At 31.3% G+C, this 21,557-nt stretch carries 20 protein-coding genes and 4 pseudogenes; 6 read left to right on the forward strand and 18 right to left on the reverse strand.

Annotated features, from left to right (window positions below; translation table 11 throughout):
- Positions 1-16 precede the first annotated feature (16 nt).
- The 4 genes from sbnA to AC1DMU_RS25385 form a co-directional block, all read right to left on the reverse strand.
- Entirely contained in the window at positions 17-1,012 is a 996-nt protein-coding gene (gene sbnA, locus AC1DMU_RS25370) for a 2,3-diaminopropionate biosynthesis protein SbnA (protein WP_088064900.1), read from the reverse strand.
- Positions 1,013-2,332: 1,320 nt separating this feature from the next.
- Positions 2,333-3,328, reverse strand: a complete 996-nt coding sequence (locus AC1DMU_RS25375; protein ID WP_476941595.1) for an ABC transporter ATP-binding protein — start codon at positions 3,326-3,328, stop codon at positions 2,333-2,335.
- 20 nt (positions 3,329-3,348) lie between these two features.
- Positions 3,349-4,143 (reverse strand): ABC transporter permease, encoded by a 795-nt coding sequence (locus AC1DMU_RS25380; RefSeq protein ID WP_088055596.1) that lies wholly within the window; start codon positions 4,141-4,143, stop codon positions 3,349-3,351.
- Positions 4,144-4,159: 16 nt separating this feature from the next.
- Positions 4,160-4,948, reverse strand: a complete 789-nt coding sequence (locus tag AC1DMU_RS25385) for an ABC transporter permease (RefSeq protein WP_088055595.1) — start codon at positions 4,946-4,948, stop codon at positions 4,160-4,162.
- Positions 4,949-5,050: 102 nt separating this feature from the next.
- Here AC1DMU_RS25385 and AC1DMU_RS25390 point away from each other — a divergent pair, with 102 nt between their 5' ends.
- Positions 5,051-6,004, forward strand: a complete 954-nt coding sequence (locus tag AC1DMU_RS25390) for a helix-turn-helix transcriptional regulator (RefSeq protein ID WP_088064898.1) — start codon at positions 5,051-5,053, stop codon at positions 6,002-6,004.
- Positions 6,005-6,245: 241 nt separating this feature from the next.
- Here the strand turns inward: AC1DMU_RS25390 and AC1DMU_RS25395 are convergent, their stop codons facing one another.
- Complete coding sequence (locus AC1DMU_RS25395) at positions 6,246-7,925, reverse strand: helix-turn-helix domain-containing protein (RefSeq protein WP_088064897.1); 1,680 nt, start codon at positions 7,923-7,925, stop codon at positions 6,246-6,248.
- Positions 7,926-8,571: 646 nt separating this feature from the next.
- On the reverse strand, positions 8,572-9,573 hold the full coding sequence (locus AC1DMU_RS25400; protein ID WP_476941596.1) for a hypothetical protein: 1,002 nt from the start codon (positions 9,571-9,573) through the stop codon (positions 8,572-8,574).
- A 1,217-nt stretch (positions 9,574-10,790) separates the two neighbouring features.
- Between AC1DMU_RS25400 and AC1DMU_RS25405 the strand changes: the two genes are divergently transcribed.
- The gene (locus tag AC1DMU_RS25405; RefSeq protein ID WP_088064895.1) at positions 10,791-11,198 is read left to right on the forward strand and encodes a hypothetical protein; all 408 of its coding nucleotides are present in this window, start codon (positions 10,791-10,793) and stop codon (positions 11,196-11,198) included.
- Between the two features lie 238 nt (positions 11,199-11,436).
- Here AC1DMU_RS25405 and AC1DMU_RS25410 read toward each other — a convergent pair whose 3' ends face one another.
- The 9 genes and pseudogenes from AC1DMU_RS25410 to AC1DMU_RS25450 all read right to left on the reverse strand — a co-directional run bounded on the left by AC1DMU_RS25410 (position 11,437) and on the right by AC1DMU_RS25450 (position 15,988).
- Positions 11,437-11,598 carry an aspartyl-phosphate phosphatase Spo0E family protein gene (locus tag AC1DMU_RS25410; protein ID WP_088064894.1) on the reverse strand — a complete coding sequence of 54 codons (162 nt, stop codon included), beginning with the start codon at positions 11,596-11,598 and terminating at the stop codon, positions 11,437-11,439.
- Positions 11,599-11,784: 186 nt separating this feature from the next.
- Entirely contained in the window at positions 11,785-12,240 is a 456-nt protein-coding gene (locus AC1DMU_RS25415; protein ID WP_215559300.1) for a hypothetical protein, read from the reverse strand.
- A gap of 64 nt (positions 12,241-12,304) precedes the next feature.
- The gene (locus AC1DMU_RS25420; protein WP_088610550.1) at positions 12,305-12,904 is read right to left on the reverse strand and encodes a hypothetical protein; all 600 of its coding nucleotides are present in this window, start codon (positions 12,902-12,904) and stop codon (positions 12,305-12,307) included.
- 434 nt (positions 12,905-13,338) lie between these two features.
- Positions 13,339-13,584: pseudogene (locus AC1DMU_RS25425) on the reverse strand (response regulator transcription factor); the annotation flags it as partial.
- Positions 13,585-13,693: 109 nt separating this feature from the next.
- Positions 13,694-13,876, reverse strand: coding sequence for a hypothetical protein (locus AC1DMU_RS25430; protein ID WP_088064892.1), 183 nt, complete (start codon positions 13,874-13,876; stop codon positions 13,694-13,696).
- 236 nt (positions 13,877-14,112) lie between these two features.
- Positions 14,113-14,304 carry a hypothetical protein gene (locus AC1DMU_RS25435; RefSeq protein WP_088064891.1) on the reverse strand — a complete coding sequence of 64 codons (192 nt, stop codon included), beginning with the start codon at positions 14,302-14,304 and terminating at the stop codon, positions 14,113-14,115.
- Positions 14,305-14,663: 359 nt separating this feature from the next.
- Positions 14,664-14,942, reverse strand: a complete 279-nt coding sequence (locus tag AC1DMU_RS25440; protein ID WP_088064890.1) for a hypothetical protein — start codon at positions 14,940-14,942, stop codon at positions 14,664-14,666.
- A 179-nt stretch (positions 14,943-15,121) separates the two neighbouring features.
- Positions 15,122-15,241: pseudogene (locus tag AC1DMU_RS25445) on the reverse strand (ArpU family transcriptional regulator); the annotation flags it as partial.
- A gap of 138 nt (positions 15,242-15,379) precedes the next feature.
- Positions 15,380-15,988, reverse strand: a complete 609-nt coding sequence (locus AC1DMU_RS25450) for a Holliday junction resolvase RecU (protein WP_088064888.1) — start codon at positions 15,986-15,988, stop codon at positions 15,380-15,382.
- Between the two features lie 150 nt (positions 15,989-16,138).
- Between AC1DMU_RS25450 and AC1DMU_RS25455 the strand changes: the two genes are divergently transcribed.
- Positions 16,139-16,435 carry a hypothetical protein gene (locus AC1DMU_RS25455; RefSeq protein WP_088064887.1) on the forward strand — a complete coding sequence of 99 codons (297 nt, stop codon included), beginning with the start codon at positions 16,139-16,141 and terminating at the stop codon, positions 16,433-16,435.
- A gap of 380 nt (positions 16,436-16,815) precedes the next feature.
- Positions 16,816-16,947, forward strand: coding sequence for a hypothetical protein (locus AC1DMU_RS25460; protein WP_476941597.1), 132 nt, complete (start codon positions 16,816-16,818; stop codon positions 16,945-16,947).
- Between the two features lie 960 nt (positions 16,948-17,907).
- On the opposite strand, the pseudogene dut reads toward AC1DMU_RS25460, so the two are convergent.
- From dut to AC1DMU_RS25475, 3 genes and pseudogenes are all read right to left on the reverse strand, one after another.
- A pseudogene (gene dut, locus AC1DMU_RS25465) lies at positions 17,908-18,354 on the reverse strand (dUTP diphosphatase).
- Positions 18,332-18,478 (reverse strand): annotated as a pseudogene (locus tag AC1DMU_RS25470) (Fur-regulated basic protein FbpA). The pseudogenes dut and AC1DMU_RS25470 overlap by 23 nt, the downstream one beginning before the upstream one ends.
- Positions 18,479-18,868: 390 nt before the next feature.
- Complete coding sequence (locus AC1DMU_RS25475; protein ID WP_350453589.1) at positions 18,869-19,381, reverse strand: AAA family ATPase; 513 nt, start codon at positions 19,379-19,381, stop codon at positions 18,869-18,871.
- Positions 19,382-19,777: 396 nt separating this feature from the next.
- Between AC1DMU_RS25475 and AC1DMU_RS25480 the strand changes: the two genes are divergently transcribed.
- A complete protein-coding gene (locus AC1DMU_RS25480; protein WP_476941598.1) occupies positions 19,778-20,464 on the forward strand; it encodes a response regulator transcription factor in 687 nt (228 codons plus the stop codon).
- A complete protein-coding gene (locus tag AC1DMU_RS25485; protein WP_088064885.1) occupies positions 20,461-21,537 on the forward strand; it encodes a sensor histidine kinase in 1,077 nt (358 codons plus the stop codon). The genes AC1DMU_RS25480 and AC1DMU_RS25485 overlap by 4 nt, the downstream gene beginning before the upstream one ends.
- Positions 21,538-21,557: the final 20 nt, after the last annotated feature.

Here is a 21,557-nt window from a genome sequence, read left to right on the forward strand (position 1 = left end):
TAGCTTCCTTTCATTGCTAATAAGCTAGATTTTCAATATTTACTTTCCGATTATTTTTTGTACAAAATACATCCAATAAACCATCCAAATATCTATCACCATTATCAGGAAATATTACTACTATATTTTTTTTGCCTTTTATATTTTCCTTTAACTTAAGTGCTGTAAAAAGTGCTGCTCCTGAAGATGGACCAACAAGAAGACTTTCATTTTTAACAATCTGCTCACACATGTGAACACTCTCATCGTCATTCACATGAAATACTTCATCTATAAGTTCTCTTTTTAAATTAGGAGGTGTTACATTCCCACCAATTCCTGTCATCCTACGAGCAGAAGCACAGCCACCAAAAATAGTTGATCCTTTTGCATCAACCGCTATAATTTTTGTGTTTTTCATATGATTTTTAACAAACAAACCACAACCTGTTACTAATCCTGCGGAACTAACAGGTATTACTAAGTAATCAACATCTTCCCCTAACGCATTATAGATTTCAAAAGCTGTTCCCTTATAATGTGCCTCTGGATTCCCCTTATTGTCATATTGATTCGGCCAATAAGCATCTTCATATACTTCTAGTAATTCCTTTACCCTATCAATCCTTGCTTGTTGATAGCCACCATAGTTATCTGGTCGAGAGACCATGTCTATTGTTGCTCCATACGCTCGCATAATCTTTAAGTTAGTCGTGCTAATTCTAGGATCGACTACACAGTGTACCTGATATCCCTTAACTGCACCAATCATAGCTAGAGCAATTCCTAAGTTCCCTGAGCTTGACTCAATAATTCTTCCACCAGGCTTTAACATTCCTTTTTCTTCAGCAATATTAATCATATTTAATCCTGGGCGATCTTTCATGCTCCCACCAGGGTTAAACCCTTCTATCTTCGCAAAAATTCTCACATCATTATCTGAAAATTCTTCTAATAACATTAATGGTGTACTACCTACCAAATCTAATATTGAATTGTTAACTTTATAATTTTTCATTATTTTCTTCTCCATATTTTTTATTCCTTAAATAAAAGAATACAAATTGATTAAAAGTAAAAACATAAATACACAGTTAATTTTGTGTTATTTACAGAAAAAACATTAAAATCTGAAATTTACCATCAAACAAAAAATCCTTAGCAGTAGGTCTAAGACTTTTTCCGAGAAATTAAAGTATTTAAACTAATCAAATCTAATTATTTATAATAAGAGCTTAGTGAGGAAAAATAGGCATTTTAAACATATATATATCTGCTCTTACTGAAACCATTAAATAACTTTGATCACAAGAACTTTTGATTTTCCATCTCGCATATTTATCACCTCCTTTATACAGTAATAATCCTATATTTACTTGTACTGTCCCATCAATTTAGAACAATTAACATGTTAATACCCACGTTAAGAGCTACTAACATATTCCTTTAACATTTTTTCATAAAACATATCCAAATAACATTTAATTATTAATACATATTGATAATAAGTTAAAATAAATAATAAATAAAACCACTCAGAAATACTAGCAAAGTAAGTCTGAATGGCTCTACCTAAAAAATTAGAACAATATTACGCATTTACTCCTCCAACAAGAACTTTTGAGTTTGTCATATTAATCACCTCCTTTATATAATTATTTTCTTATTTCATAGTTATCATCTCATATACACTTGTACTGTCCCATTACTTAAAAATGATTAACATGTTAACGTCATGTTAAAGACTTTCTGTACCTTCCTTTTAATCTTCTTCAGAAAATACATCTAAAGAACATTAGTAAATTAATGTTTTCTTATATAAAAAAATAGAACCACCCAGAAGTACTGAAAAAGTACCTCTGAATAGTTCTACCTAAAAAATTAGAACAATATTACGCATTTACTCCTCCAACAAGAACTTTTGAGTTTGTCATATTAATCACCTCCCTTATATAATTATTTTCTTATTACATAGTTATCATCTCATATACACTTGTATTGTCCCATTACTTAAAAATGATTAACATGTTAACGTCATGTTAAAGACTTCTAGTGCCTTCCTTATGACTTTTTATACGATACTACCAATAACATTAGTAAATTAATGTGAAATAATGTTTTCTTATATAAAAAAATAGAACCATCCAGAAGTACTAAAAAAGTACCTCTGAATAGCTCTACCTGAATAATTAGTTAAATATTAAATCTTTACGCCACCAACAAGTATTTTTGTGTTTGAATCTGTCATGTCTTTCCCTCCTCTCATTATATATTGCCGCTTGGCATATTTATAATATAATAATCTACTTTTATCATTCCATTATTTAATAGTAATTTTGTTGTTAACAGTACGTTAAAGAACCATCCCATATTGTTTATTTTCATATAATTCCCTTAGTACTTGTTCTATTTCAGGTGTTTCAATTTCTATTTTAATTAACCTGAATTGTTTAGATAATTCATTAATAATCTTTGGTACTTCTTCATGATCACTAAATTCAAAATACATTTTATTATCTTCTTTTTTTATCGGAATCAAAGATGGTATCTTATCCATGTCTTCAAGTGCAAATTCCACAATTAACGTATCTTTTTTTGTGGTCATTTTCTTTAAATTATTTTTTGCACCATCAAACATAATCTTACCTTGATCAATAAGAACAATTCTATCACATAATTTTTCAATATCGTCCATGTTATGAGATGTTATTAATATCGTTGTTTTTTCTTCTTTATTTAAAAATTTAAGAAACTCCTGTATCTTATTTTTAGCCAAAACATCTAAGCCAATAGTTGGTTCATCTAAAAATAAAATTGGTGGTGAATGCAGTAGTGTAGCAACCATTTCTCCTCTCATTCTCTGCCCTAAAGATAATTGTCGGACTGGTCGATTTATAAATTCCTCCATATCTAATATTTCAATAAAGTTATTTAATCTTTTTTTATATACCTTAGAATCTACTTTATATATCGCTTTTAATAATTCAAAGGAATCATTTAATTTTAGATCCCACCATAACTGTGTTCTCTGTCCATATAGAACGCCAATATCTTTAGCATTTTCTTTACGATACTTCCCTGGTTCCCTACCCAGAACTTTTAACTCTCCTGAAGTAGGTGTTAAAACTCCTGAAAGCATTTTTATTGTTGTAGATTTCCCTGCCCCATTGGGTCCTAAATACCCTACCATTTCACCTTCAGCAATGTCCATATTTATATTATCTACAACCTTTTTCTTAGTTCCTTTCCTTCCTAAAATTTGATTCATCATAAAGAAAGAACCATTTTCTTTAGAATATACTGTAAATTCTCTCGATAAATTTTTCGCTTCAATAATCAATATAGACACCTCCAAATTTTTTTTGAAAATTAAGAACCGGCTCCCGAATAAAACTTAATAGACACATGCCAAATAATATAACTTAAAATAGATAAAATAAGTGAGACCGCCAAACAGATCAAAATAAGATTGTTATTTAATAAATAAGAACCTTTTCCTAATAAACCGGCACTTGGATAGAAACCTATAAATCCAATAGGAAGTATAAAAGTTAAGAAAAATTGTACCCATTTCGGAAAAATTGTGACTGGATAGTTATCAACATTCGTGTAGATATTGTCTAACATTTGAAACAATCCTCCACTTTGTAAAGTAATAAAGGCTGTTGATCCTATTATTAAATGGATAGATATAGAAACTATAGTTCCACATATAATTAATAACACGGTATATAAAATTGATACAGCACTCCATCCACTAATATGGACACCTGCGTAAATTAACGCACTTACTGCATAAATTACTGTTCCTAAACTGTTAATATTAATTTGCTTACTTGCAAACTGTAAAAGTGCGTTCATTGGTCGGACAAGAATTCTATCAAACTCCGCATTTCTTACATAATGATCAATGTCCATGATATGTATAAATAATAGTAAACCCAACGAATAGGAAAGCATGTTAAAAGACGAAATGAATAAAATTTCGTAAAAATTCCATCCTGCTATACTTGGAAAGTTCCTTGTTAGTACCCATATAAATAGGGTAGAAAATATTCCGAAACATGTAACACAAATAATGCCCAAGAAAAAATTAAATGGATATGCCATTCTAGAACGAATATTAGCTTTCTGCATTTTTAAATAAAGTCTTAAGTATTCCATATACCTCTCTCCTTTCTTAACCACCAGCAACTACAAGCACTCTTTGAAAATATCTAACAACTAAACGGATGATTATTATTAAGCCAACAGCCCATATTATTTGAAAAGCCAATAAACCTAAAATATTCTGATAATTAACTTGCCCTGTTATAATAGATAATGGAATATCGTACATTCCTCTAAAAGGTAGAAATTGAGCGATTTTTTGCAAAAACTCTGGAAAAAACCACAGTGGTATTAATTGTCCGGATAAAAACGAAGTAGCTAATCCTATAACAATCTCAAATCCCCAAACTTCTACAAAAACAAATGCAAGAAGAGCAATAAAAAACTGAACACAAAAATTTATTATAATACCAGCAAAAATACTAAATAAAAAAGCACACCACATAATCCATGAGCTACTAATATTAATTGGGAAAATAAACACGGTAATAACTCCAATTGGAATAACGACCGTCATAACATTTGCAAGAATCATTCCGAACGAACGCGAAAGCATTGCAAACTCAAAATTCCATGGACGTTGAAACTCTTGTGCTATTTGTCCATTTTGAATTTTTTGACTTACTTCCCATACAATTGTAGGGGTATATAGGGATTGTAGTACAATAGAGATTGTCATATATGTTAACATTACGTCTAAAGTAACATTAACCCCATTCGCTGGGGGATTCTCATATAAGACGGTCCAAACTTGCCTTACAGCAAACACGGCTATAAGCGTTGCTATAATCTTTGTTAATACATTAAACTTGTACACTGTTGCACTCTTAAAGGTAGTTCGCATCAATTTACTGTACATATATTCGCCTCCATTCCTTATTTGAACAACTTAATCGTAACATTTAATAGTGACAATTTTTGTCATGTATAAAAGAAAAATTTTAAAAAAGGATGAAAACTGATGAGTAAGGTAAATAGACTTTTTAATATATTGCTGCAGATCAACACAAAAAACAAATTTACTGTGCAAGAACTTGCAAATGAATTTAATGTATCTAAACGTACGATTCTACGGGATTTAGAAGAATTATCTACCCTTGGAATTCCACTTTATTCTGAACGAGGTCCTCATGGGGGGTATCGTTTAATAAATAAAAATGGCTTATTACCCCCCATTACATTCTCTGAAAATGAAGCGATCTCCTTGTTTTTCGCTTGTCAATCTTTACAATATTATGATTCCATACCCTTTGAACATGAATCTAAATCCGCTCTAAATAAATTTTATAATTATCTTCCACAAGAACTAAAAAAGAAAATTGATTCAATGAGTGAAAGGGTGCTCTTTATCACTCCAACAAGACAGGAAAAGACCCCTCTTTTAAAAAATATAATGGATGCTGCTATTGATCAAGAAGTGATACAAATTGAGTATGAATCAAAAAGAGGCTTCTCAAAACGAATTATACAGCCCATAGGTATTTATTCATCTAATGGATATTGGTATATGCCCGCATATTGCTTTAATAGGCAACAAAATAGATTGTTTCGAATAGATAGAATAAGAATGCTTGAATTTAAAAATAACTTCCCGCAAAAGAAAGATTTTTCTAATTTAACTTTAACTACATGGTTTGAAAAAACAGACGAAAAACCCAAAGAACTTATAAAATTATTTGTAATTTTAACAAGAGAAGGTATTCTTAAATGTGATTTTAACATCTGGTTACGTGACAAAATTAAAATACTTGATGATGGAACAGGTCTAATTGATACATACCTAAATAAAAATGAAATCGGGTATATGAGTGAGTTTTTTTTAGGTCTGGGGGATGACATTGAAGTTAAACATCCCATAGAAATAATTACACTAATCAAAGAAAAGGCTTCAGCTATATTAAATAAATATGAGTAAAGGATTTACAAGGATATCCTAACATCCCATTGGTTTTGTTAGTCATAAATTTTAATATATAGTCCAACTCAATTTGAATTAAGATACTTTTATAAAAACATTGGGGCAAACCTTAAAAAAGCCTCTAAAAAACTTTTGCTTAAAGGAACTTCATTTATACTATTTCACTTAATCGGTATAATAAACAATTAAAATTGTTCATTATACCGATTAACAACTTTATTAAAATAGATATCCTTCTTTACATTTTTTCAATAATAATTTGTCTATTGTACCAGTGACTTAATTTGTCTCTAGCATTTTTAGAAAGACGCTTTGTCTTTCGATTATAGAATCTGGAAAGAGTAGGTTGCGAAATATCTATTTCTTCCGAAAGTTCTCTCATTTTTACGTTCTTTTTAGTATGAAAAAAAACTAGTTTCTCTCGAATCAATTTTTCATTCTCATCTGTATTCCAAGGTTTACTATTTATTTCTACTATTTGATTTTCCCCTTGTATTACATCTATATTTTTTCTTGTTTTCATTTTCCCCACAGAATTAATTAATTCTTCTGGTGGTAAAATCACAATTCCTAACTGGGAATAATAATTTTCAAACCAATACTTCTTTGTAAACTGTGTTTCATCTAAATCTTTAGTGTATTCCCAGTGAGAAATTACTTGTTCTTTTTCTAAATCCGTAAGAACACTTTCTAATTTCTCTCGGATACGATTTAGTTTTTGGTTCGGTTTTATTCCCAATACTACCAACAATCCTTTATCCCCACCTATAGAATAAGGCCTTTTGAGACTAGAAAACATTTGCCTAATTCTCCATTGCCATGTCAAATAACGGATTAGTCTTTTATGATATTTATACCTATAACTATTATATTCCAACGCTCTTTTTGACAATAATGCTGTAGTACTATTTGAGTCATACAGGTAACTTGCTAAAAAGCTTCCCGGTTTAATTCGACATGATTCTATTCCCATGTATTCGTTGGTTTTCTTATCTCTCCAAAGTACCACTGAATCTAATACAAACAGCCTTTTTATAATTTCTCGCTTTACCTCGTAATTTTTACCAATTTCAGCTTGATCATTTAATACTACAATTTCATTTTCATCATTCAGGTATATAAAAATACTTGCTAAAACTGCAATACGCTTTGCTATTTTAATTTTATCTTCTGCTCGATAATATTCAATTCCATTTGCTTTTGCCTTGGGAATCCTGCACATGTCTAAAACTTGTTCATATGAAAAATCAATGAACTCATCTGGTGACTTTACCTTGTTTAACCATTGAATCGTGATGGTATCTAAACAATCTGCCGTTAGATCGTCCATATTACTCATTACACCATCAATTAATGTATTCCATCGAGCTGCTTCTTCAATGTTCGCTAATCTTAAATCTTCATCTTTGTGAGAAGAGAGTTTTGCTACTCCACTACTATCTTTCGTTTCGATTAGATACGACTGTAATTTTGTATTTTCATCTTCTTCAAATTGATTCTTTGCTATTCCATCCCTTAACTTATAGTAAACTGCAGAGTTATTCACTTCAAGGTAGTTTTCAAGCACGTTCTTATGATTAGATTCAATTAAAATTTTAGGTGTTATATTATTAACTCTGTTGTCTTTCGGAAATTCTTGTTCAACAAATCTACCAATAGTTTCGTTGATTTCAATTTTATATTCCTCTATACTTGTGAATATTTGCAAAGAAGAGAGGCCACTTCCTTGCTTTTGTTCAAGCCACTTCACAAGCATTGAAAATGAAGGAGAATAATAAAACGAGGTTACAACCTTACTATTATTTTCTTTAACTTCTTCATAATAAGAATTCCATTTTTGCCATAACTCCGCATTATTTTTATAGAGCGGCTCTGATATCAATATTGCATCTCGAAATAATTGTAGAACATTCTCCATGTATACCCTCCTTCATTGTAAATTTTAGTCGAGGATTAATAAAAGTGAAATTTTAATTGCTACATGTACTCCCCTCCTAACAAAATTTGAGGTTTTATTAGATGATTTTAAAATTATAGATTTCTAATCTTGGAATATCATCTTTTTATCATAGATGTTTACATATATTGATAGCGATCTCTGACATTGATTATATAAAAGCAAATTAATTTTTAACATGAAATTAGCGTTAAATAAACATACTGTCGTAATATCAAATGATTTTCAACATATTTAAGGTCATTACATACGTAAACGGATTACTATTTCCAAATATTCTTGGATGATTTTTATAGAAAAACGTATATTTATATTCAGAAGTAATTAACCATAGGAAAATGCATTTTATATTATATCTAAATATAATTCATGAATATATCGAAATGGAGTTTACTTATCTTTTTTACTTATATGATGAAGAAATTCAGTTATAAGAAAATTAAACAACCGTTTGTTAAATTATACTTTTACTATATAAATTATATATTACAAAGAATAAAGTACCTACTTTCATAGGTACTTTATCGTATTTGATTAATGGATGCTTTGGGTGCTTTTAGATTTCAATTAAGGGTATTAAGAAACTTTGCAACAGAACCAATAAATATCAATTTACAATTTCAAAGTGTACATTCCCAAAATTCCCACCTGGTAATGAATATTTAAAATGACCATCAGATGGAACAGCCATCAACCAATATTTTTCTGCACTGTTACGGCTAACATAAGACGTACGGTACCATGAATTGGATGATGTCCACAAAACAATCTGTGCTTGTGTTGCACCAACTGATGCTAGGTTTGGAGTAATCTTAATCCGTTTACCTGTAGCATTTTTTAAAAATACACCATAGATAACTCCATAGTTTCCCAATAACTTTGAGTTTCCAATTACATTTGTACCTGTTTCGAATTCACCTGGATTGGCTATGTATGCTGAAAGATGAAAATTTGATACTGTCTTAGCATCTACAGTCAGTGTGCGAGTATCAGAATTAGAGAACCCAGATGTCATGTCATTTTTTGTAGATGTTGCTTTTGGTAGTTTAAATAGCTCGTTTAAATTGTATTTATTATCGGATACAAAGAAATTCCTTGCACTTAGCCCTCCTGATTGAGGGATAAATTTTACTTTTCCATTTACTATATATTGTGTTGGTGTAGCGATTGAAAGGATTACAGCGGTCCCATTGGCAGGAATAGAAATCGTTTGATCGTTGTTACTGTTCCCAAAATCGCGAAGTAAAGAAGATGCTGTATCTACTGTATATTTACCTGCTAAGATTGCTTTGTTTTGGACTCTCACATTTGCTGTGTAATTATTATTATTTTTAATCGCTATCCCAACTCGTAAAGAAGCTCCAGTATAGTTGTGATGATAGAATTCAGAAACATACGATGTGTTATTTTGTAATGGTTGGTCTACTGTATATTTACCATACAGAGCTGTATTTACCATGTTTCCTTCAATGGATTCTGGATTATTTGAATAAATATATTTGCTTCCGCCTGATGTCATATTCACTAAATATGAAGCGTCAGCGGGTGTTGTAAAACCAATGAAACATATAACACTGAGTAAACCGACAAGCATTTGTTTTAATCTCATTTTCTTTCATCCTCTCAATATTGCTTACCTCTATTTCGAAAGCGCTATCAGCATAATAATATAAAACATTTACAAAATTCCCTAGATTAGTAGCGTTTTTTCAATATGAATCAGAAAATTCATTTTTTAAAATTTGAATTTAACATATAAATATCAATACTTTCGTTTTGATACAACAGTTGGTTGAACTGAAGCACTTTAACGTACCATTTTCTTTTTTGATATGGTAACCTCATTGCTATTAAGCTAACAAAGACAGGTTATTCCAAAACGAAATTTTGTGCTAACTTGTAAGAGAAAAGCTCATTTTTCGTTCCTCCTTATTTACTGAGAGAAAACTTATGGTATAATAGAGGTAGCTAATTTTAGGGAATGTTTTCTCTACAGCGCTCGTTGCCATCGAGCGTTTTTTCATTTTTAATAGATAACACCTAACAATCTGTTGAAATTTAGTTACCAATATGTGTATCAACTGACCTGTGCTTCTGTACGGACTTTTTTGATACTTTCACATATCGGAATATCCAGGGACCTTTCAATCAGGTGGGGATACCTTTAGACCCCTGAATAGTTCAACAAAAGAGAACTTTTCTATGTTCATAAATTCGTAAAATCTTTATATAAAACTTTAATGAAATATATGTTAAACTTATAACATTCCAAGAAGTCCTTTACTTTTAGAATCGACAATTCTTCAATACCCTTAGTCTTGCCCTGCATCCCCTGCAGGGCTTTTATCATTTAGCTAAGATGATATATATACCTCTTGTTTGTTTCCTCAACCTTATCTGCGCTGTTATGTACCCCTCTAACTCTTAAATTCTTTATGCTCTAAAATATTTTCTTTCGTTCGTATTCATCACGTTGCCGTTTATTTGTCATCTTGTGACCATCCTGTCTTTTTTCCCAAAACATCTATTCGGTGTGCTAGGTATGCTGCTAAACATATAACTGTTGCTACGCTTTTTCTATTAGGTAATTCTATGTTTTATGCATTGATTTGAAAAAAATCGTAGTGTTTTCCTCTCTTTCAATTAATGAAATTCAATTGATTTTTAATGAGACTATTTAAAAAATGTTTTTTGCTCTGACATATGGATAGAAGTGTTTTCAAACAACATTATTTTAAAGCATTCATTTATTTGGAACAAAACAAAATATTTTATGTATTATGTGAGGAACAATAATTTTTAATTAAAAACAAGGGAGGAATAAGAATGAAAAAATTTAAAATAAGTATGATGGCATTCGTAACGACGTTGTTAGTAATGTTGGTCCCTTCTTCTACATTTGCAAACACAATAGAGCCTTTTAGTTCTGGATGGGATTACTTAGGAGAAGAAACGTTATATTCAAATGGTGCTGAAAGTTATGTATATGCCTCGACTGGTGGAGATTACAAGATTTGCCGAGCAGCTGAAGTAGGTTCAACTAGTAAGTTAAAAGTTGAATTATGGGAGTACGATCCTGATAGCTACAATGATTATGTAGGCGTACGATATTTAGGACCCGGTGAATGTGGAGTTTTCAGAAATATTGGTGGCTTTGTGGATGGAGGAAATGAAGCGGAATTTTTTGCGAAATCAAGATCTAGCAGTAAGATGCATTTAATCTTTTTTGATTAATTCATTAACAAAATGCTCCGCTCTCTGTTTACTAACTATATTGTCTTCTGTTAACTTAAATCGTTAAACAACTTTATCTTTTAACTCTGCTCTTAATTTTAAGATAGTAATCACATCACTTTTCAAACGAAATTAATTAGTGTTTTACACTTTCTCAATATTACAGTATGAAATTTCTTATATAATTAAATTATTCTCTTTATTTATTTTATGTATCTGTTCCCTTTGAACCCTACTATTATAGGGTTCCTTTTTTTATAATCATATATTTATTAATTAATTTATCAATTTCCTGACTTAAATAGAGGACTTTCGTATGACTAAAGCCATGTTTATTTACCAGTTCTACTAATTCTAATTTTTTATTTTCTATTAGATCATTTAACTTCGCCACTAACATAAACTTCTTTCTTTCACACTCCCCCTGAACAAAATAAAAAGAGCTGCTCCCAGCTCTTTTATAATAAAAATCTTTATTATTGCAGTGTAAATTTTACCATATTCTATTATAATTGAATATATATGAAGCCAACAACAATAATTTTAATGTATTTAGAAATAAAAAAGCAGCAATAATTCATTACTGCTACAACATCTTTATAAATTCATTATTTATAAAAATATATTCTTCTGGTCCATCAGATTCACCATACCAAACTTCCAGTTTTATAATATGTGCTGCTACTTCTTTTAATATCACATTCATAAATAATGAAATAGGTGTTACGTTATGTTCTTTAACTCTGTAATTCTTTAGATTGTCTATAAATGACCATTCATAGCCTTTTAAATTTGTATAATAGTCATTCTCTTCTTCCCAGTTGTCTACGTGCCACCTCATATATAGAAAATCATCTTCTGCTAATGCTTCATCTATCTGTTCCTTTGTAAATGGAATGTCTTTACTTTGATTAACTTTTATATATTCTTTAACAAATGGAAACTTTAAAGCTGCTTCTTCCCAGTTTCCTGTACTTATTAATTCCACCAATTCTTTATATTCATCCTTTATAATTACTTTACCTCGAAAGGCTGTATACATTTCAAAAGACAATTTTTTCACCCTCTTAAATTCATTATGAATTTAATTAACATATATATCTTAACTACACAATAGAAGGTTTTAAAAATCGTATTATGTTTCCCTTTTCACTAAATTCACTCTCATTGTTACAATTTTTTGAGGTAAGATCAACTATATAACTCTCTGAAATTTTAAAAGTTCTTTCCTCATTAAACATTGTCAAAGGAACTGATACTCCAACATTATTATCTAAATGACTTAGTACCATTACAGGGATAGTTTCTCCTTTTAATAAATCAACATATGAGGTCTTAACTTTATAATAATGCCCTTCTAAAAAATGCATTTTTCCGTTTATTAAATCCACTGCAACTCCATTATTACAATACGCTAAGCTTTGATTTGAAAAATGAATATCATCCGATACTTTAATAAATTTCATTGTTTTATTATCAAATATATAGTAACCCTCTCTTACTACAAAGAGATTATGCGGATTGATAAACTCTAGCAAATAATGTGTGATTTCAAAGCTAGTATCTCCCTCAATCATTTCTCTGTATTCTACATAAAGTTTCTCTAACTTTTTAAATGTACTTAGTTTGATCCCCTGATTTGGTCTTGATGCAAGTGTTAAGTCATCTAATACCCATTTAGCCACGTATGTTGACGTTGGAATCATTTACAATATACCCCCTTCAAAATTTTATATATGAACATATAAACTATTTAAATTTAATAAATTGGACTCTACTTAAAGTATAGGCAGAATCTATTTAATAACTAAGATAATTCTCTAACTTTTTCATAATAAAATGTTTAAAAATAATAATGAGTTATTCAGTTTTTCAGTTTGTATTTAAATGGTGGGTTTCAAGGATATGTGACCGATTCGGGGTATGGGGGCCATCCTCATGTATAAGGGTTACAACGCTAATGTTCACTATAAAACCCGACATAAGATCGATTATGTTGGGTTTTATATGATTGTCTTTATTAAAAATTAAACATTATTTATAGAATCTATAAAATCGCCTATAACAGACATTCAAATTACATTTTTTGAAGTTTGGTCCCTGAAATTCACGTACCCCTAGCAGATGACAGCACTCCCTCTTACGAGAGTAATCCTGTATCTCTTGCTTTTTGCACGGCTTCTTCCTGATTTTTGACTTCTAGCTTGTCATAAAGAGTAGAGGCATAATTTCTAACTGTGCCATTTGATAAGTAAAGTTTCGAAGCAATTGTTTTATAACGGATTCCTTGAGACAAAAGATTCAAAATCTCCAACTCGCGTTTCGTTAAGCCATACTCTTTTCCATCTGACTTCAATTCGACTGACTCTTCCTCATCATTTCCATCCGTTGTGTTCGTTTGTTTTGTTAGTCCTTATCCTTCCTCAACAAATAAGACCAGAAAATCCATGTACAAAAAAAGAGCGCTTTTCTTCAAAGCCCTCTCCAATAGGAATTTACCAATCCTTACGCTTATCACAGTCACGATCATGATTACGTCTACGACGACATTCATCACAGTCACAGTCACGTCTACAACGACGGTCATCACAATCTCTATGTCTGCGTCCGCAGAACATTAAATCATTCCAAAATCTATTACAATCTCTGCAATGTCTGAAATTACAATTACATCCCATAAATATGATTACCTCCTCTTAACTTTAAGATTCATCATATCTTATGCTAAAAAACAAAAACAGCTTGTTTACTAGTCTACTTTCTGCATTTTAAAGTAATAATATTATTATCTAGTCTTTAAGCTTCAAATCCATTTTACCCCTTATCTTTCCTTAACAACAAACAAGACGCCACCTAGATTACGGCAGCGTCTACGATAATTGCTATTGGTTTAATCAATTTATTTACCCTCACGTCATTTATTTCTTTGCTTCCATACCTCATTCTTTTTACGATAAGTATTCTTACCATTCATGAAGTCAGCTGTATTACCAGGAATGCTATATTTTTTATTGTTTTTCTTATCCTTCTTCTTCAGCCTCTTCTCTTCTTGTAAAGCTTGCAAATCCGCCTTCCATTGTTTCAACAAATCCTTTTCACGCCGCATCGAATTTGTACCCCTTGGATTAAAATGTGAATCAAATAATTAGATTCTATCTATTTATATAATCATTTAATTCAAATGACCATTTTGTACAAAATAAAGAGCACCTTACGATTGCAGGTGCTCAAATATATGAAGTGGGGTTACCCCATACTCCAATATATGCTTGTCCTTATAAAAGGTGCAAAATAAAAAGAGTACCCGTCCATTAGGTACCCTTCAACAAATAAGTATGGCGCTCCAAGTTTCACCTCATATGATAACTCGTCCCACGATTCATCATATGCTTGCCTTATTAGAATGTTCACTGTTTTAATGTGTAATTTCTATATAACAAAGAAAAAAGCATCCATTTTGGATGCTTAATGTGTACTAATATTAATATTGAATAGCTCTATTGATAGACTTTCTAGAACAATGAATATACTAGCTGAAGCTGATCTATATCCAATATTTTTTCCTGTAACATTAATAGTAATCTCCGCCAAATGGGTTTGCACATCATCTTTTTCAAAAATTTTATCTTCAACCTTTTCAATTATTGCTACATTATCTACTTCTTTAAAAGTTTTCAGCAATTTTGTTTCTAATAAAGTAAAATCAAAATTTTCATCTTTAACCACATCAAATTTAATCTTCATTTTTTATTTCCCCATTTTTAACTACTTAATATATTAACATTAATATAATTATATATATTTTTATTAAGTAATTCAAAAGTTATGTTTTTCAAAACTCCCCATAGTTCACATATCTAATGGAGAGAAATAAAAAAACAAATCGTAAAAGTTCCTCTTCCAAGGTCAAGATAACTCTCAACCTTCTCCACGTCATTGCTGAATCGCATCTTGAGTGCTCTGTATTCCTTTAATACGCTTACTACGTCCTTTTGTACTTTCTTATCATCGATATCCGGTGACAAAGTCAATTGTCTCTCCAAGTTGGAGTCCTCCTATTTCAAATTTCGGTTTTTATATTCACATCAGGTACGTGAAATTTTATTGTCAAACTACTGAATAAGGGCATGATGACTACAATACAGCCCCCACCGCACTGTTAGTCATTGTTCCGCTATCCATTAAGCCTTTTGTAATTTACGTTTCTTGTTATTCATCTTCTCATTTGCTGCTTCAATGTTATTCGCTACCCTTGTATGGTCCTGATCAAATTGAATCATGCCATCTATTACCGGTGTAAATCCTTGCTCATCGATGTATTGTAAATAATCAATCGGCGCTCGTTCTGTCTGATCTACTAAGTATCCATAAATACCAAAGTCTGCTCTCGGTATAGACTTCTTGCCCTTCGGTTGATGAGACATCCTTACATAAGATTGAATGACTGATAGTGGTACAACGAATACCGACTTGTCCTTGCTAAACTCAATAAGGAAGAAACAAATCGCTCCCATCTTCTCTGCTTTCTCCAGGTAATCTAGTTGATGCTGTGTAATATTTTTTAAATCAAAACGTTTAGCATTCTCTGTAGACTTCGCTTCAAACGCAATAGCTCGTCCCTTATAAACGCCATCATAGTCCACTGTACTTTTAGCTTCATAGAATCTATTTAATACACGGCCACCTTTACTCTTTAACACCTTTACAGGAGTCGGACGCTTGTTTATAAGCGCCACTCCACCTCTTTGATACATTTCGTTCGCTAGATTGATAAGCATTTCAAATGCCATTCCACGGTTTCCTAGTCCCTTTGTTATTCCTCTCTTTCTATTCAAAGAATTATTTTGTTAAAAAATTCATTTCGATTTATAACCGCTATCTTTTTCTTTAATTTCCCAGTAAAATTAAATGGAAATATTTTAATAACATAGGAGGAAGCAATGAAGCATAACATCAATCTATGGTCCTTTATATGTTCTTTGATTTGCGTTGGACTATTCCGTTTATATTTTGAAATTCCACTTGAACTATTCAAATTTTTCACGGATTCATTACACATTCACCCTTTATTTATATTACTAGTTTTAACAATAGGAACTTTTTTTGCTGGCATTATAGGATTTTCTAAGATGAATAATTGGATTGCGATGCTTAGGAGTGTAGCAACAGTCTTACTAACATTGTTATTATCAGTGTTTTTAACACTAACTTTGATTGTGGGCTATGCATTAAGTTAAACGTAGTTTCTTATGAATAAAACTCAATATTCCGTCAATAATATAGATGACATTAGATTTTTCTCCTTGTTCCCCCTTGGAGATGAGCAGTTAGTTTTTGCTAACTGCTCTTATATTTATAACAAAGATAAGATTCTTTAGAATGATTCTTCTTTATTTCTCAATATAAGGAGCCTTGGATTTTCATTAACACTCCTGTAGTATATAAACAAAGAGTAAGGTAAGAGTTACTCTTTGCCATTTTAGGAAAGGTTCTGTTGGAGACAACAGGACCTTTTTTCGTAAAGAGATGGTTTTGTTTAATTTTTCACCACTAACCACAAAAAATATCTTACAATCGTTATATACTGAATTAAATCAATAGATTAGGAGTAGATCAAATGCTAGTTACACTTGAACTTATTCTTTTCATTCTTATAGCAATTAGTGCTGTTGGCTATTTAATAAAAGAATTTCAAAAAACTAGGAAAAGAACACTTGGGATTTCAATAGAATTTTGGGTTCTTTTCTAGTCAATATGGAGAATATCGGCTATCATAATCTAATTTGTAAAATATAATCTCCATTGATTAAAACTCAATATTCCGTCAATACTGTAGATGACATTAGATTTTCTCCTTGTTCCCCCTTGGAGAACCGAGTAGTTAGCTTTTGCTAGCTGCTCTTTGTTTGTAAAAAGCACTCAATTAACTGGGCATACATATAATATTCTGTGTTCCTTTCTCTATATATTGAAATAGTCTTTACAAATGGATAATCTCGTCACGAGAGCACTTTATTAAGTGCTCTTTTTAGGTTTTAAACTAATGAAAAATGAAATATTTACCATGAAGGTAATTGTTAAATATTTTACGCTTATACAGTTTAATGGGATAGTTATTGTGTATTGGCATTAAGAGGAGCGTCCTGATTAAGCGCTTCTCTTTTTTTATAAAATAGCTCCAAATTACTTGGACACATTTACCAGTTCATTCAACACAAATATCATGTTAAAATCCCTTGTGAATACGACATAACTCAACTTGGTGAAGCCCTGTAATATTTCCTGTGGGGCTTCTTTTTTTACAAGCAGTTATTTAATTACGCTGACTACCTTGATGTACAAAATAACGATTTTGTTCACTTTTTTGATACATTTATGAAACATTCATATGTTATCTTCAGTAAGTTCTATTTCCTTTATAATATTGTGTGAAGTATACCAACAAACGAAGCCCTAGAGCCCTAAATCTAGGGCTTCTTCATTTAAATAAGAATTTTGTTCATCTCAATTTACACTCTGCATGTACAGACAACCATATATTTAAACGCTAAAATATTATTGTGATTCTCATATAGTGTCACATACGACTTTTTCTCTGTTTATGGGCTCTTACGTAATAGTAAGGGTCATTTTTTTATTCAAATAAAGATTTTATTTATAAGATTCTCCCCACACTCTTTGCATATGTGTACAAAGTTCAAATTTGGTCTTACTTTACCCCTGTAGATCCGAACCCACGATTTCCTCTTTCTGATTCCAATAGCTCGTCTACTTCTACAAAATGAGCTGTTTCCACTGGTGCTATGACGCCTTGTGCTATACGAGTTCCCCTTTCAATAACATGGGCTTTCATATCCGCCCTGGTATATCTTTCCGTATCATCTACCAATACACCAACTTCTCCTCAAAAACCACTATCCACAGTTCCAAGGATTACACATAACTTTGTATCACACGTCATACCGCTACGCGGTCTCACCTGAAGTTCGTATCCTGACGGAATCTCAAAGGCTAGTCCAGTTTTCACAACCTTCGTTTCTCCCGGCCAGATAACTGTGTCTTCTGCTGCTACAAGATCAAAACCAGCGTCACCAAGCTTTGCATATCTTGGCAACTCTATATCTTTCAACCTCTTAATCTTCACTCTTAAATTCATTCATATTCGCTCCTTTTAATAGTAGTGCCAGTTCCTCGCAACTCCCCTCAAAGAGATCGCGCCCATCTGGTAGCTTGAATATTTAATTATCAATTAATTTGTTGATTAAAACGTCTTGTCCCATATTGCCTCCTAACTGCTTTTCCTCTTATATATCCTTTTGTACTTCCTTATAGGGGTACCGCCACATCGCTATCAAGCTAAAAAAACAGGTCACCTCCAAAACGCAAAAAATGAGCTGAATTTACATAAATAACTGTAGAGAGAGAAAAATTTCGTTATGGGGGTACTTTAAAATCTTAGCTTGATAGACATGCGATAAGACCCCCAATTAAATATAAAAAAGAGCACTGATTTTTAGTGCTCTTTTTGTAAGCATTAAATAATGAAATTTGAATACGCTTATTCTTTAGAATAGAATAGCGAATAGTTATTAATTAGCCCCCTCTAGTTGTTGAACGTAATGAGCAAATTCTAAAGGCTGTTGCTTTTTTAAATAATAATCTTCTGCTACTCAATATCTATTTTGGTATTTCTTTAATCGCTCTTCCAAATCCCCTATGTATGTATCACGATGAAGTACACGCTCGTATCTTATATCCCTAGGACAATCTAAGAATACTACGTAATCAAAAAATGTTTTCCATTCTTCCCTCAAAAGAAAAATGCCTTCAATGATTACAATACTTTTAGGTGTTATCTTTATCGTTCTCTGTGTAAATGTATCTTTTTCCTTGTTGTAAAATGGCAAAGATAGATACTTTTCATTTTGATACAATTTGTCGTATAAGTGTTCATTTAGATAATTAGTATCCCATTGTAACTGATAATATTCAAACCATTCATCGTGCCCTGTATTATACCTCTTAGCTTTCTCAACAATATGATCATCTATATGGATAATTACTATATTATCTAAGATATTTTTTAGTTGATGTACTAGTGTCGTTTTCCCAGCACCACTTAAACCATCTATCGCAAGAACAAAGGACCTATCTACATAATGCTTTTTATACTTTTCTTTTATTTGTTGCTTTAAACATTCTCATTTATCCATTCAATTCATTATCCTTTCTGCCTTTTTTAAACTAAGACAACTTAATTTCCCTTTCACCATATATTCTTATGACAAAATGCTGTAGAAAGCTTAAGAATTCTTAAGAACTTTTCCCCTTTTTCTTAAGATTTGGATGCTAGTATATGATTATGAATTCAAACCTGTGAGGAGTTAAGTATGAAAATAGTTAACTTTCTTATTTTATGTATATAATGAACTAGAAATCAGTTGTTGCAGCCTTTCCAAATTCAAGGTTTATTGGAGACAAAATAATTGAAGGAATTAATTTGAAGAAAGTAAGATAGAAATGTTTCACCTGCTTATGTCTTTAGTTGTTCAATACGAGAAAAAATGTGGAGGAATAATATGGATTCAAAAATTCTTATTGTTGATGATGATAAAGAGATTAGAAATCTTATCTCTGTTTATTTGGAAAATGAAGGCCTAAAAACTCAAAAGGCAGAAGATGCTTTGGAAGCTTTACAATTGTTAGAAGAAAAGGAATTTGATCTTATTATTTTAGATATTATGATGCCGAATATGGATGGTATTGAAGCTTGTATGAAGATTAGGGAAGATCGCAATATGCCTATCATTATGCTATCTGCAAAATCTGAGGATATGGACAAAATTCAGGGTCTAGCCTCTGGCGCAGACGATTATTTATCAAAGCCGTTTAATCCATTGGAATTAATCGCTAGAGTGAAATCCCAATTAAGAAGGTTTAAAAAATACAATACGTCCATAGAACATAATAAAAGCATTCTAGAAATTGGTAACTTAACCGTAAATACAGATACACGTCAAGTATGGGTAAGAGGAAAAGAAGCAAGGTTAACTCCAAAAGAGTTTGCTATACTCGAACTACTTGCCCGTAACAAAGGGATTGTCCTGAGTGTAGCAAAAATATATGAAGCAGTTTGGAAAGAGGTTTTTTATAAATCAGATAATACAGTTATGGTGCATATTACAAAAATAAGAGACAAAATTGAAGAGGATTCTAAACATCCCATTTATATTAAAACTGTTTGGGGAATTGGGTATAAAATATGAAGAGGGTTAGCTTTAGAAATAAAATAGTTATAAAACTTCTTGGTGCTGTTGCAATTAGTTTTTTTATTTCATTTGGTTTAACAATCCTCATTGTGCAATACGTCATAGATCCATTATTTAGAAAACACGAAGAATTTGGTATGTTTGAATTCTCTTTGTCATTGTTGTTCCTATTCACGTTCGCAATCTTTAATTTTCTAATAATTTTTTTGACATTGGTTCGAAAGAAAATAGTATATTTGAAGCTCATTTCGGAAAATGTGAATGATATTGCCAATGGAAAACTGGGTTTGACCATTGGGATTAAAGGGAAGGACGAATTGACCCAACTTGCTCAAAATATCAACTATATGTCCAAGGAATTGGAAAATACATTTGAACAAGAAAGACGATTAGAACGTACAAAAAATGAACTTATTACCAATATATCTCATGATTTACGCACACCGTTAACATCTATTATTGGCTATATAGATTTATTAAAAAGAGGGCAATACAACAGTAACACACAATTACAGGAATACCTTGAAACCACTTATTCAAAGTCACAGAGACTGAAATGTTTAATTGATGAACTGTTTGAATATACTCGTTTATCAGGCATAGATGCTAAGTTAAATCTTAATGAAGTTGATTTATCAGGTTTGTTGGAGCAAATAGTTGGAGAATACATTCCTATATTTGAAAAGGAAAGTTTAATCGTTCAAAAATCTATCACGGAAGAAACAATACCTATCTTCATAGATGTAGAAAAAATGGTACGTGTATATGAAAATCTCTTTATGAATGCGATAAAGTACAGCATAAAACCATCCGAATTATCCGTATGTCTTGAATTAATGGATAACAAAGCAATTTTAAAAGTGTCAAATAAAGTGGAGAAACCGCCTGTTAGCGATCAAAATAAATTGTTTGAAAGGTTTTTCAGGGGGGACAAGGCAAGAAAAGATGACCAGGGAAATGGTCTGGGGCTTGCTATCTCAAAAAGAATTGTTGAGCTTCATCATGGTAATATACATGCAGAATATAAAGATGGCTGGATGTCCTTTATTGTTGAACATCCAATCAAATAGATTGGCTTATGGAATTACAG

The organism is Bacillus sp. 01N45 (genome assembly GCF_056399205.1).